Origin of the sequence: Fibrivirga algicola, assembly GCF_011742925.1 — a bacterium.
In the GTDB taxonomy this organism is placed as follows: domain Bacteria; phylum Bacteroidota; class Bacteroidia; order Cytophagales; family Spirosomataceae; genus Fibrella; species Fibrella algicola.
Window position 1 is genome coordinate 688,923 of record NZ_WAEL01000002.1, and the last position, 13,822, is coordinate 702,744.

Below are 13,822 nucleotides of genomic sequence, written 5' to 3' on the forward strand. Positions count from 1 at the left end.
CTACTCTCTGCCGCGAAGCTTTGGCTACCTTTAATGAGTTTGAGGTATGCGCAAACGACCGTATACTCTTATGAAAATCAAACAGTTTAACCTATACAACCTGGCCCAGCGTACGCTCATCGCGGCGGCACTTATCAGTGCCAGCCAGCTACCGGGACAGGCCCAGATTCAATCGAAAGACGGCAAGCCGGTCAGTTCGAGCAGTAAGCAACCTGCCCCCGCCCCCAAAGGGCTGGCGAAACCGGAAGTCGACCCCGAGCGCGAAGACGATTTTTACAAGATCATTTCCTTACCCGTCCCTGAAGATGTGATTCTGGAAGTGGGCGGTATGGCTACCCTGCCCGACGGCAACCTGGCCGTTTGTACACGCCGGGGTGAGGTCTGGATCGTGTCGAACCCGTACATCAGCGGCTCGGCGCGGCCCACCTACAAACGGTTCGCGCAGGGCCTGCACGAGCCGCTGGGACTGGCCTACAAAGACGGTGACATCTACGTAACCCAGCGCAGCGAAGTAACCCGGCTGCGCGACACCGATCAGGACGGTCGGGCCGATTCCTACGATAAAGTATATTCATGGCCATTATCGGGCAACTACCACGAGTATTCGTATGGCCCCACATTCTTGCCAAACGGCAATATGCTGGTGACCCTCAACGTGGGCTGGAGCAACAGCCTGGGCCACGGCGTAAGTCTGGTTCCTTGGCGCGGTTGGACGCTCGAACTCACGCCCGACGGCAAGATGAAGCCCTTTGCGGCGGGTATGCGCTCGCCTGCCGGGTACGTGATGAACGAAGCCGGTGATTTCTTCTACAGCGAAAACCAGGGCGACTGGGTCGGTTCGGGCCGCATTTCGCAGGTCGAGCGCGGCGACTTTATGGGTAACGCCGAAAGCCTGCGCTGGACCGGCCTGACCGACTCTCCGCTGACCATCAAACCACAGGACGTACCCAACACCGGCGAACCGCTCTACGATGTATCGAAACGGTTTACGGCACTCAAGGCACCCGCCGTTTGGTTGCCCCACGGCATTCTCGGTATCTCTACATCGGGCATGATTCCTGACAACACTAAAGGCGGCTTTGGTCCCTTTGCGGGTCAGCTGTTCGTGGGCGATCAGGGACAAAGCATTCTGTCGCGTGTGGCGCTCGAAAAAGTGAAAGGCGAGTATCAGGGCGTTGTTTTCCCGTTCCGCGAAGGGTTCTCATCGGGCGTTTTCCGGCTGGTTTGGGGGCACGATGCGTCGATGTTTGTGGGTATGACCAGTCGTGGCTGGTCGTCGACGGGCAAAGAGCTGTTCAGCCTGCAACGTGTGGTCTGGACTGGTAAAACTCCGTTCGAGATGAAAACCATCCACGCCATGCCCGACGGATTCGAGATCGAGTTTACCGCCCCCGTCGATGCCCAGATAGCAGCCGATCCGGCTTCGTATAAAGTGACCGGCTTCAACTATAAATACCACGCCACTTACGGCAGTCCGGTGATCAATCGCGGCGGTTGCCCCATCAAAGGCATCGTGGTTTCGAGCGATGGCCTGAAAGCCCGGCTGGTTGTCGACAGTCTGCGCCTGGGGTACATTCACGAAATTACGGCGGCGGGTGTTCGCGCCGCCAACGGCCGGACCCTGTTGCATAACGTGGGCTACTACACGCTGAATAACATTCCCGACGGCGACAAACTAGCCATGGCCAGCCTGGCCCCTACCCCGGCGCATGACCACAGCATGATGGCGTCAACAGCGTCGCCCCCTGCCCCCGTGGCGAAAACGACGGGCAAGAAAGCCATGCCAGCCAAAGCAAGTGCTAAACCGGCAACGAAAGCACCCGCAGCAGCTAAGCGCATTACCGACATGCCTGCCGCATGGGGCGGTGATGCCGATTATACGATTAACATGGGCACAAAGCCCGGCCTGAAATTCGCACCGGAGCAGTTTCAGGTGAAAGCGGGCAGCAAAGTGCGGGTCGTCTTCAACAACGAAGACGATATGCTGCATAACTTCGTGGTAGTAACCCCCGGCTCGGCCATTCAGGTGGGCGAACTGGCCATGAAGCTGGGCCTGGAAGGACAGGAGAAGAACTACATCCCGCAAACGGAGAAAGTGCTGAACCATACCAACCTGCTGCAACCCAATACCAACGAAACGATCTACTTCATCGCCCCCAGTAAACCTGGCGAATACACCTACGAGTGCACCGTTCCCGGCCACTTTTATGTGATGCAGGGTATTATGAAGGTGGTACCGTAAGGGAACTCGCTATTTTCTAACAATTAAAGAAGCGGCTTACGCGTCATTACCCCTAAGTCCCATTCAGAGGATTTAGGAGTAGTGACGCGTAAGCCGCTTTTCGTAGGGTCAGATTCCACATCGCCGGGAACCGGTATAGCCGCTTTTATCGTCTTTTCAGTATAAACACACTACCGCATTTTTCGCAGCACTGATGCTGTATGGTATGACGCACACAGAAACTCCACAGCCCGCCCCGGTGGCCCCGATTAAACCCCATGAGCTAACGACCAACGGCCACACCCGCGTAGATAACTACTACTGGCTCAACGACCGGGACGATCAGGAAGTCATTGATTACCTGAACGCCGAAAACGCCTATACACAGGCTGCTCTGGCGCCACAGAAAGCCCTCGAAGAAACGCTCTTTACCGAAATGAAAGGGCGTATCAAGCAACAGGATCAGTCGGTCCCGTTCAAGGATGGCGATTACTATTACCAGACCAACTTTGTCGAGGGGGGCGAATACCCAATTTACGTTCGGAAGAAAGGTGCACTGACCGCTCCCGAGGAACTGCTCTTCGATTGCAATGAATTAGCCAAAGGTCATTCGTATTACAACCTCGGCGGCTTTGAGATCTCGGACAACGATGAGCTGGCCATTTTCTGCGAAGACACCGTCAGCCGCCGCATGTATACGCTGCGGGTGAAAAACCTGAAAACCGGCGAGATTTATCCTGAAGTGATCGAGAACGTAGAAGCGGGCGACTTTGCCTGGGCAACCGACAACCACACGTTTTTTTACGTCAAGAAAGACGTGCAGACGCTGTTGGGCTACCAGGTGTACCGCCACGAGCTCGGCACCGATCCCGCCGCCGATGTACTGGTGTATGAAGAAGCCGATAACCAGTTCTACATGGGGCTGTATCGGATGAAATCGAAGAAATACGTAACGATCGTCAGCGATCATAACGGCGTCACCACCGAATACCGCCTGCTCGAAGCCAACAACCCTACAGGTACGTTCAGCGTCTTCTACCCCCGCGAGCGCGGCCATGAGTACGACCTGCAGCACATTGGCAATAAGTTCTACGTGCGAACCAACTACCAGGCGCAGAACTACCGCCTGATGGAAGCAGCCGACAACCTTGCCACGACCACCGACCGCGCCGCCTGGACCGAGGTGATACCAAACCGGGACGATGTGTTTCTACAGAACATGGATGTGTTTGTGAACCACCTGGTGATGGGCGAACGCAAAGACGGCCTCGCCAAACTGCGGGTGATCAACCAGCAAACGCAGGCCGATGAATACCTCCAGTTTACTGATCCAGCCTACGTGGCGGGCATTGGCAACAACCCCGACATTAATACTAACGTGCTCCGGTTTGGCTATTCGTCGATGACCACGCCCTCTTCGACCTTCGATTACGACATGGACACGAAGGACATGACCTTACAGAAAGAGCAGTCCGTACTCGGTGGCTTCGACAAGACCAACTATGTATCTGAGCGCGTTTTCGTACCCGTTCGCGACGGCGTAAACGTACCTGTGTCTATCGTGTACCGGAAGGGCACGCCGAAAGATGGCACCTCGCCCGTGCTGCAATATGCCTACGGCTCGTACGGCAGCAACACCGAACCGGGTTTCAGCAGCAATCGCCTCAGCCTCCTCGACCGGGGCTTCATCTACGCCATTGCCCACATCCGCGGCGGGCAGGAAATGGGCCGCGCCTGGTACGACGACGGGAAACTGCTGAAGAAGCAAAACACCTTCAACGATTTTGTCGACGTCTCGAAATGGCTCATCGCCAACCAGTACGCTGCTCCCGACAAACTGTTTGCGCTGGGTGGGAGCGCCGGTGGCCTGCTGATGGGCGCAGTGATCAACCAGGCACCCGAACTGTACCGGGGTGTGGTGGCCGCCGTTCCGTTTGTAGACGTGGTTACAACTATGCTCGACGAAAGTATTCCGCTGACGACCGGTGAGTTCGAAGAATGGGGCAACCCTAAGAACAAGGAATACTACGACTACATGCTGTCGTATTCACCCTACGATCAGGTATCAGCACAGGCGTACCCCAATATGCTGGTAACTACGGGCCTCCACGATTCGCAGGTGCAGTACTGGGAGCCTGCCAAGTGGGTAGCCAAGCTGCGTACCCTGAAAACCGATACAAACATTCTGTTGCTGCACACCAACATGGAGGCCGGCCACGGCGGCGCATCGGGCCGGTTCAACGCCCTGAAAGAAGTGGCTATGGAATTTGCCTTTATGCTCAATCTGGCCGGGAAAGAGTGATTTGAAGGAGCCGGTCCGGCCTAAATTAGCCGTGTCTGCTCGCTCTGACCTAACAGCGTTCCAGGTACGTCTGCTTAAGTCTGCCAAGAGACTCAGCGAGCGTACCTGAGCCATTCAGTAGAACCACGGTCGACCAGCCCTTCTCAGTTGGTTAACCGTGGTTTTCTATGAAATCGATCCTTTCTCTCCTCTTTATTTGCCTGTTTGTCCTGCCAGCCTCGGCGCAGGTAGTAGCCCCCAAACGGGTGAAAGACGACATGGCCGATGCCGCGCAGGCGTTTCTTAAAACGCTGTCGCCCGAGCAGTTGAAACAGGCAACGTACCCATTCACTGATAATGAGCGCGTCAACTGGGACTTTGTGCCGCACGCCCGCAAAGGACTGATGCTAAAGCAGATGAATGCCGACCAGCAAAAATTGGCCTGGGCCCTGCTGAAAACCGGCCTCAGCGACGAAGGCTACAGCAAAGCCCAGCAGATTTCGGATCTTGAGAATGTCTTGCGCATCGTTGAGAAACGACCCGCTGGCGATAACTACCGCGATCCGGAGGGATACTACGTCACCATTTTCGGCGAGGTCGGCAGTACCGACCCGTGGGGATGGCGCTTTGAAGGCCACCATGTATCGGCGCAGTTTTCGTCAATGACGGGCAAGGTACTGTCGTTGACACCCCTGTTCATGGGTAGCAACCCAGGTACAGTCCGGATCGACGTTCCCCAGAAAGGTAAACAGCTTATGCGTGACGAAACTGAGCAGGCCTTTACGCTACTTCATAGCCTTAACGACACACAACTCACGCAGGCTGTGCTAGCGAAAAAAGCATTTGGCAACATCCTGACCGGTAATAGCCGCCGTGCTTCACTTGAACGGATGGATGGCCTCGCCTATGCCGATATGACCGCCAGCCAGCGCAAGCAGTTTACCACCCTGCTGAAGACGTACCTGAACCGATACCGGGTAACGCTGGCCAAACAGCAGATGGATCGTATCGAAAAAGCGGGACTTGATCAGCTTCGATTTGCCTGGGCGGGCGACACAACTTCTGAAAGTACCGTGGGGTACTACTACCGCATTCACGGCCCCATGCTGCTGATCGAGTTCGACAACACGCAAAACAACGCCAACCACGTGCACACCGTCGTGCGTGATCTGACCAATGACTTCGGCGACGACCTTCTCCGCGAGCACTACGAACGCGCCAAACATTAACGCTTTGCTGTCAGTAACTGGTCGTTATACCGTGCCGTCATTTCTGGTAAAACAAGGCATAACTCGCTGGTGATAGCGTAGCGTGATGACCACCTCCCGAGACCACAGATAACAAAAAACAAAGGGCCTGCTTTTTGGATTATAGCAGCAAAGCAGCTTGCTACACTGACTGGTTGCGCCTTCATCATGGACTTCGGAAAAATAACCAATCTCGACACTGCCACGCTTGCGTTACCACCCGGCCATACCTTTAACGCCCGGATCTGGACAGACGTGACGTCTGCCAAACAGCCTAACGTGTTCATCGGCGGGCCAGTATGGGCGAATAAAGACTACGTCGGCAAGGTGTATCCGTCGACCGCTAAAGAGAAGGATTTTCTGCACCATTACGTCCGGCAGTTCAACACCATCGAGCTAAATCTGACTCACTACCAGATTCCAACGCCGGGCATGATCGAGCGCTGGAAAACGGAGGCAGCCGGTGTCGTTGCCGAGCGAAGAAACGTGGGTACGCCCTTTTTGTATTGCCCGAAGTTTCCGCAGGCGATCAGTCACGAACGGCTGTTGCAGGGAGCAGAAAACCTGACCGCCGAATTTGTCAACGCTATCTTCGGGCTTGAAGAGTTTCTGGGCATGTCGTTTCTGCAATTGCCACCCCTATTTGGTCCGGACAAATGGCCAATACTGGAACGGTACCTCAGCGATCTACCCGACGATCTCGACGTAGCCGTTGAGTTTCGTCATCCCGACTGGTTCAAAACGGCCGCTATCTGGGGACATACGCTCGAGCGTCTGCATGGGCTGCACCGCCATACCGTCATCACCGATGTTGCTGGTCGGCGCGACGTGCTGCACATGGGGTTGAGTAGCCCTGTGCTAACCCTCCGTTTCATTGCCAACGAAGGGCATCCAACGGATTATTCACGTACCGACGAGTGGATTCAACGCCTGAAAAGTTGGTTTGATAAAGGATTGCAAACCGCCTACCTGTTTGTGCATGGCGGTGGTGATAATGATACGGCACCAGAGCTTATCCGGTACTGGATACGTCAGCTTAACGAACACTGCGGCCTAAACCTGCGCGAACCGGTTTTACAGCCTCAAGTGGTACAGGGAAGTCTATTTTAGCCGGTTACCTAAGCGCGTGAAGCCACGCCTGAGTAGCTGCCGGCCTTACCCGTTTTGCAACAATTGGCGCAACCGATCGGGGTATGACAGGTAGGCCTGATTGCCTTCTACACGCATCGGAAACAGACTATACCGACCCTGGTAATACCAATAGTATTCGGCATTGACCGTGTACACTTCATCCGTATAAAAACCCTGCACCATTTCGTGCGAAGCAGCAATGTAGTCGAGTACAGTATCAGCTTCGAGCGGGTGAATGAACACTGATCCTTTGGCCGGAATGTTTACCACCGCGCCATAGGGTCCAACTGCTTCATCGGCATTCCGCGATAATTCAATGGCACAGGCCACCGCAAAATCGTTATGGAACAGGGTGTATAATGGCAGTTCGTCGGCCAGAGCATGCCCGGCCAGATCCGGCTTTTCACGGGCCACGTTATCTAGTGCCACATCAAACAGGTACGCATCGGTCATCTCCCATTCGGCCATCTCGCTACGACGGACGTAATGCAGCGCATCGTCGAAATCGATCACCAGAAAGGTATGAGTTTGGGGGAAGTCCTGCCGATAGACGCAATCCTGGATAATATCCTGGGCAAAACCAACTGGCTTTACCTGCACTTTCAACAGAGGAGCGGCAAACTCGAAATCTTTGTAGATATAGGTAATCGCGGCGCTATTGATGGGCAGGATTTTTACGTGGCTGGCGACCATTGCCTCCCATTCCGTAGATTCTGCAGCTATACACTTCCGCAGCAGGTTATCCATGTAAAAACGAGTGGCCCCTTTTTGCCCTTCAAATAAAACCTCAATGGTCCCCTCGTCGGAAATGAGTTCAATTGAGCCTTTCAGGCTAAGTTGCTCAACGGTAAGGCGTAAAATGTGGTTATAATCATCAACGGAGAGCCAGTCAGCCATGTGGGCTGGTAAGGGGAACTGTGAGACGGGAGCCTCTTCCTTCTTTTTGCGTCTGAATAGTCCGAGCATACTGATTAGGAAGGTACAAAAAAAATGAGTGCAGGCAACGGCCAACAAACTCGAATCAGGTCGTTAGCTCATTTATCCAAAATGAAGACGACCACACTTATTGGAAAAATCGTAATTTTGCGGGCTGACGCAAGTAGCATTAAGGCACTTTAATGTTTCACAAAAAGAGAAGTGCCTGGTACTAATCCTGAGATCATCGGCGTTTGACCGATAACTGTTTAATAATTAAATTCTTCATGAAAAACGTATTGATTATCTGCGCCGGTTTGACTCTGTTGTCTTCATGCGCTGCCAGCAAAAAAACGAAAGCAGAATTGGCAAACCTGCAATCGGCCCACGAAAAGACACTGGCCGATCTGAGCAACTGCGATAAGCGTACGGCTGATTTACAGGCTAACCTCAAAACTAAAGATGCTGACCTGGCCAATAAAGTTAGTCAGCTAGCCGATCTGCAAAATCAGCTCGACTACATGAAAAAGACCAACAACAACCTGCTCGATCGCATGTCTGACTTGTCAGTAGTGAGCAAGCAGGGTGCTGAAAGCATCAAGAAGTCGTTGGAAACGCTGAACGAACAAACCAAGTACGTTAATAACATTAACAACTCGATCCGCAGCAAAGACTCGCTGAACCTCGCGCTGGTGATGAACCTGAAGCGGTCATTGTCTGATATCAACGATCAGGACGTGCAGGTTGAAGTGAAGAAAGGCGTAGTTTACGTCTCTATTTCTGACAAACTGCTGTTCAACTCAGGCAAGTTCGACGTGAACCCACAAGCTGAAGTAGTACTGGGTAAAGTGGCCAAAGTGGTAAACGATCACAACGAACTCGACATCCTGGTTGAAGGTCATACTGACGCTGTTCCGTTTGTATCGGGCGTTCTGCGCGACAACTGGGATCTGAGCGTACTGCGCGCTACGGCCGTATCGCGTGTGCTGCAAACCAAATTCGGTGTTGCGCCAACCCGCCTGACAGCTGGTGGTCGTGGTGAGTATTCGCCTAAAGACGACAACGCTACCCCAGAAGGTCGCAAAGTAAACCGTCGTACTGAGATCATTCTGACGCCAAAACTCGACCAGTTCTTCAACCTGCTGTCGAGCGGCAAATAAGCGAGCCCTTGCCCAACCCAATAAAAAATCCCCGGCCTAAACAGGTCGGGGATTTTTTATTGGGTACGTGTCTGCTTCGTCTGCGATGACCGGCCTAGTGGGGCCGAAGTAACTTACCCAGCCCAATAGCCAATGAACTGTATAGTCGCATCAGCGGAGCAGGGATAATGTATTCCTGTACAATCTCCTTCCATTCCTCATCGGAAGGCTTAGCCAAACGCAGGTATTTGATAGCTAGCAGGTTGCGGGGATAATAATGATCTCGGTATTGGTGGCTATCAAGCATCCAACGGTAATACCGGGCAATGTTCCGGTTCAACACGTTGTCGTATTTGCCGTCCAGCTCCCGGCCAATGGCTTCGTACATCGCAATCCGGTTGCGCAGGAAGTTGGCATCATCGTATTTATCCGTAAAACTGGTGCCACCGTGGTTCTTCCGGTATACCGACATGACATCGGGCAGATACCCAATTTTACCTTGCTTTGCTTTCAGAATCAGCCGGGGAATATCACCACTTACCGATTCCATGAACCAAGCGGGATATTCCTTGATGCTATTGCGGTACATGGTGCTCGAGGTAGCCATGAACCAGATCTCCTTTTCGCCGATCAGGTCATCGATTGTAAACGACGATTTCGTATCCGGACCGTTCAACAGGTGCTCGGGTGTACCGTCTTCGTAGGTTATAACCGCGTTGTGAAAAACGGTTGAGTAATCAGGGTGTGCATCCAGAAAATCGGCCTGCTTCTGAAGCTTCAGTGGATTGGTCCAGTAGTCATCACCATCCATCAGGGCATAGTATTCGCCCTGAGCCAGCTTCAATGTCTCCAGGAAGTTGATACCACCATTTTTACCCATGTTGCGTGGGTGCAGTACCCCCCTGACCAAACCCGGGTGCAGGCGTTCGTAGTCCTGAATGATTTCCCGCGTTCCATCGCTGGAAAAATCGTCTCCCACCAAAATTTCGATGGGAAACGATGTTTGCTGCGCAAGGGCGCTGTCAATGGCCTTGCGAATAAATCGCTGCTGATTATACGTGATAATCAGTACGCTAACTTTTACTTTCATTAAGCGGCTACTTCTTTCGCCTGCACAATTTGCTTACTCCAGCCCTGCGGCTCTTCGTTGTCAGCAGGTTTGGCCCAGGGGTCATAAAATGGCAGAATGGATACCCAACGCCCGGCCGGGTTATCCCAGCTGAAGCGATCGGCAAAACTTGATGGGCTAACCCAGTGAGGCAGGTCGTAGCGGAACAGGATCATATCGCCCATGTCCTGATACCCTTCCGTTTCTACAACGTGATTGTTGATCACGTACCCGGTACCCCCTGAATGATAATCCTGGCCATACTGATTCAAGGCCAGAATCATACCAACTTTCTGTGGGTTAAGGGGGTGCCAGTGCCGGCCAAAGAAGCTACCACCCAGCGGGTAATGGGTTACCTGGGGGTGAAAATAAGGCTGCCCTTTGCGGATGCCATACTGCTCATTATTGCCCGTCATACTGTTCCAGAACTCACGAACAGGATCAAAAACGGTCAGTAACGTCTGCCGGAATTCGTCGTCGAGATCAAGAATGGCATCGAATGTATGGTCATGAAATAGCTGCGGTGCCTGTTGAATTTTGGCGATGTGCAGCCGCTGCTTATGCTGGTTATTGTCGAACGTGTCGGGCGCTTCAGACAGGGGCGTTTTGGCGGCCCAGGCACGGGTTCCGTCAATCACCTTGCGCAGTGTTTCGGGAGCAAACCCCGTTTTGATAATGACGATGTTCGGTTCGTTGACCAACCGCATTACTTCTTCGTAGGGGATCTCCGGTACAATCCGGCCGTCTTTTACCTCGGCGTTAACTTTGATGATATACTTAGCTACCTCCTGCATAGTGTATTATGATGTTGTGAGACAAGTTAGTTGTCTACTCCTCTTAAAACCAATGATAAGCCGGTTTGTTAGCGAGTGGAGACCCACAAACTTAGGGCGTTCACTCATCCGAACAGACTGACGAGAGTCAGGGTTCAGGCTGATTTAAGGCATACCCAAAACCTGAAGCACCGAACCCGTTTCCGTTGTAAAGCATCACCCACTTGTTCTGATGCGAGAAGATGTGGCAGTAATCCATCATCATCGAGTCCCAGCCTTCGTCAGACCGCTCAATACCAGCCTGGTCATCAGTCCGCGTCCAGTTTATACCATCTGTCGACTCGGCACAGCCAATCCGGTAGCTACGGCGCACGTCGGTGCGGTAGTTGGTGGCGCTGCGGTACGAGAAATACATGCGGTACAGATTCCCATCGCGGAACACCGTTGGGCGGCCAATGGCATCGGTGAAGGCGTCGTAACCTACGCATACCTGCCCCGTGCGGTTCCAGTGAATGCCATCGGTCGATTCGGCGTATTTCACGTCGTAGAAAGGCTCCGGGTGGCCGTCGATCACTTCGATTTTCGTGCACGACAGGTACCACATACGCCACAGGTCGGGGCGCTCCCGAATGACGCAGGGCTGCGCCACCCACACCTGGTCGAAGATGTACCGGTCCAGAATAGGCCCCGTAAACTTCCGCTCGAACGTTAGGCCGCCATCGCGGCTTACGGCCAGCCCAATACCCAACCGGTACGAAGCGGTTTCGCTCTTGTTCCAGCCGGTATAGTACAGCCAGATTTCGTCGTCGACGGGCACAAACCACGACGGCATCGCGCCGCTCTCATCGAACGTACCTACCTCGCCTTTGGTCAGGCAGGGCTTGTCGTGTACATAGAGCACCTTCGAGAGGTCGTTGGAATCGAGTTCGACAAACGAAGTAGCTGACTGAATGTCTTTATCCCGGGTCGAGAAATAGACCCGCAAGCGGTCGTCCATCGGAAACCCGAACGGCACCTGCGCGTGGGTCTGGCTAAATTCAAACTCGCCCGTAGGCTTGTATACAACTCCTTTTTTCTGCCAATTCATACGTCAATGATAATGTCTGTACCACTGCTGGAACACCATAAGCGTCCAGAGCAGTTTGCGGTGATTTTGTTTGCCGGAATAATGTTCCCGCTGCAATTGCCGAACGTACGCGGTGTTGAATAAGCCGTGCTGGCTCAACGATTCGTCGGAGAGCAGGTCATTGCACAGGGGTTTTAGCTCGTTCCGCAGCCACTGCGACAGCGGGATGCCAAAGCCTTTTTTAGGCCGATCGATGATGTCGTCCGGAATCTTGTTCCGCATCAGTGTCTTCAGAATGTATTTGCCCGTGAGCCCCTTCCGCTTGAACGATTCGGGTAGGCTGTTAGCAAAATCGACAATGCGGTAATCGAGAAACGGCGCCCGAACTTCCAGCGAATTATACATACTGGCCCGGTCTACTTTCACCAGTATATCGTCGAGCAGGTACGTCATGTAGTAGATGTACGACGTTTGGTCGAAGGCGTTGGTACCAGCGGGCAGATCGGCCAGGTGCTTATCAATCAAACCCAGTCCCGTTTTGTCGGTTAGCTGCGCCTGCACGTCGGCGCTGAGCAACTGGCGTTTCTGCGCGGGCGAAAAGCTGCCCAGCCACAGCGTATGCGTGTAGGCCGGCTTTTCCTGAAAGCCTTTCAGAAATTGCTTTACCTTAAAATCCAGGCTGATGTTGGCATCGCTAACCGGTAGTAGGTCAGCCACCTGATTGGCCAGTGCCTTTATTGGACGCGGCATGGCGCCAAACACGCCCCGCACATAGTCGGAGGTGAAGGTGGGGTAACCCGCCAGCAACTCGTCGCTCCCATCACCGCCCAGCGCCACGGTTACTCGTTCGCGGGTAAACTGCGACAGCAGGTACGTAGGAATGATGGACGCATCGGCGAAGGGTTCGTCGAGCTGAGCCGTAATGCCGGGCAGCAGGTCGAGCGAATCCTGGGCAGTCAGTACCTTTTCATAATGATCGGTACCCAGATGCTTCGCTACCGACCGTGCATAATCGGTCTCGTCGTATGATTTCTCCTGAAAGCCGATCGAAAACGTTTTGATCCTGGACGTGCTGTTCTTCTGGGCATAATACGCCACCGCCGAACTGTCGAGACCACCACTCAGAAAGACGCCCAGCGGCACGTCGGCCACCAGCCGGGAGGCCGTCGCATCGTTCAGCAACTCGTCGAACTGGCTCAGGGCCTCGTCGAAGGAAATGGTTTGGTGCTTGAACTGTACTGTCCAGAATGGTTTATTGGCGGTAATCCTGCCGTTTTCGAACAGCAGGTAGTGGCCCGGTTCCAGCTTCTGAATATCGCGATAGATGCTGTAGGGCGTGGGTACGTATTCAAACGTGAGGTAGGCGTTGAGTGCGTCGGGGCTGATGGTTTTGCTCACCAGCGGATGCTGCAACAACGCTTTCGGTTCGGAGCCATAAATGAGTGTGTCGCCGATAACGCTGTAATGCAGCGGCTTCTTGCCCATGCGGTCACGAGCCAGCATTGTTTTGCCGGTACGGAAATCGTAGATGGCAAAAGCAAACATCCCGTTGATCTTCTCGAACAGCTTTTCGCCATACTCCTGATACAGGTACAGCAGCACTTCTGTATCCGATGTGGTTCGGAAGTAATATTTGTTGAGCGCCTGCAATTCGGCTTTCAATTCCAGGTAATTGTAAATTTCTCCGTTGAAGACCATGCCAATTTGCTGGTCTTCGGTGTAGAACGGCTGGTTGGCCCCCGAACTGAGATCGATGATACTGAGACGGGCGTGGCCAAGCCCCACCCCACCAATAGCCTGCGTATTGAACGAGGAGCTGGGTTTCAGGTCGCCACCCTGAAAGTCGGGTCCCCTGTGTTTCAGTTGCCGAATCATCCGCAACAGATCGTCTTCGCTGCCGCGTCCTGTAAACCCTGCTAATCCACACATAATGTTATTGGT

10 protein-coding genes are annotated in these 13,822 nt (G+C 53.5%); 5 read left to right on the top strand and 5 right to left on the bottom strand.

Features of this window, described 5'->3' with window-relative positions; all coding sequences use genetic code 11:
* Positions 1-70: 70 nt before the first annotated feature.
* The 4 genes from F7231_RS08020 (at position 71) to F7231_RS08035 (ending at position 6,859) form a co-directional block, all read left to right on the top strand.
* Positions 71-2,242: a plastocyanin/azurin family copper-binding protein gene (locus F7231_RS08020; protein ID WP_166691516.1), complete on the top strand. Its 2,172-nt coding sequence runs from the start codon at positions 71-73 to the stop codon at positions 2,240-2,242.
* Between the two features lie 205 nt (positions 2,243-2,447).
* The gene (locus tag F7231_RS08025; protein WP_166691517.1) at positions 2,448-4,523 is read left to right on the top strand and encodes a S9 family peptidase; all 2,076 of its coding nucleotides are present in this window, start codon (positions 2,448-2,450) and stop codon (positions 4,521-4,523) included.
* Between the two features lie 167 nt (positions 4,524-4,690).
* The gene (locus tag F7231_RS08030; RefSeq protein ID WP_166691518.1) at positions 4,691-5,731 is read left to right on the top strand and encodes a DUF3500 domain-containing protein; all 1,041 of its coding nucleotides are present in this window, start codon (positions 4,691-4,693) and stop codon (positions 5,729-5,731) included.
* Between the two features lie 186 nt (positions 5,732-5,917).
* Positions 5,918-6,859, top strand: a complete 942-nt coding sequence (locus tag F7231_RS08035; RefSeq protein WP_166691519.1) for a DUF72 domain-containing protein — start codon at positions 5,918-5,920, stop codon at positions 6,857-6,859.
* Positions 6,860-6,904: 45 nt separating this feature from the next.
* Here the strand turns inward: F7231_RS08035 and F7231_RS08040 are convergent, their stop codons facing one another.
* Entirely contained in the window at positions 6,905-7,846 is a 942-nt protein-coding gene (locus tag F7231_RS08040) for a DUF1444 domain-containing protein (RefSeq protein WP_166691520.1), read from the bottom strand.
* Between the two features lie 236 nt (positions 7,847-8,082).
* Here F7231_RS08040 and F7231_RS08045 point away from each other — a divergent pair, with 236 nt between their 5' ends.
* Complete coding sequence (locus tag F7231_RS08045; RefSeq protein WP_085412024.1) at positions 8,083-8,955, top strand: OmpA/MotB family protein; 873 nt, start codon at positions 8,083-8,085, stop codon at positions 8,953-8,955.
* Between the two features lie 94 nt (positions 8,956-9,049).
* On the opposite strand, the gene F7231_RS08050 is transcribed toward F7231_RS08045, so the two are convergent.
* The 4 genes from F7231_RS08050 to asnB form a co-directional block, all read right to left on the bottom strand.
* Positions 9,050-10,024 carry a glycosyltransferase family 2 protein gene (locus F7231_RS08050; RefSeq protein ID WP_166691521.1) on the bottom strand — a complete coding sequence of 325 codons (975 nt, stop codon included), beginning with the start codon at positions 10,022-10,024 and terminating at the stop codon, positions 9,050-9,052.
* Positions 10,024-10,836 (bottom strand): hypothetical protein, encoded by an 813-nt coding sequence (locus F7231_RS08055; protein WP_085412022.1) that lies wholly within the window; start codon positions 10,834-10,836, stop codon positions 10,024-10,026. The genes F7231_RS08050 and F7231_RS08055 overlap by 1 nt, the downstream gene beginning before the upstream one ends.
* Positions 10,837-10,963: 127 nt before the next feature.
* Positions 10,964-11,902: a glycoside hydrolase family protein gene (locus F7231_RS08060; RefSeq protein WP_166691522.1), complete on the bottom strand. Its 939-nt coding sequence runs from the start codon at positions 11,900-11,902 to the stop codon at positions 10,964-10,966.
* A gap of 3 nt (positions 11,903-11,905) precedes the next feature.
* The gene (asnB, locus tag F7231_RS08065) at positions 11,906-13,810 is read right to left on the bottom strand and encodes an asparagine synthase (glutamine-hydrolyzing) (RefSeq protein ID WP_085412020.1); all 1,905 of its coding nucleotides are present in this window, start codon (positions 13,808-13,810) and stop codon (positions 11,906-11,908) included.
* Between the last annotated feature and the right edge of the window lie 12 nt (positions 13,811-13,822).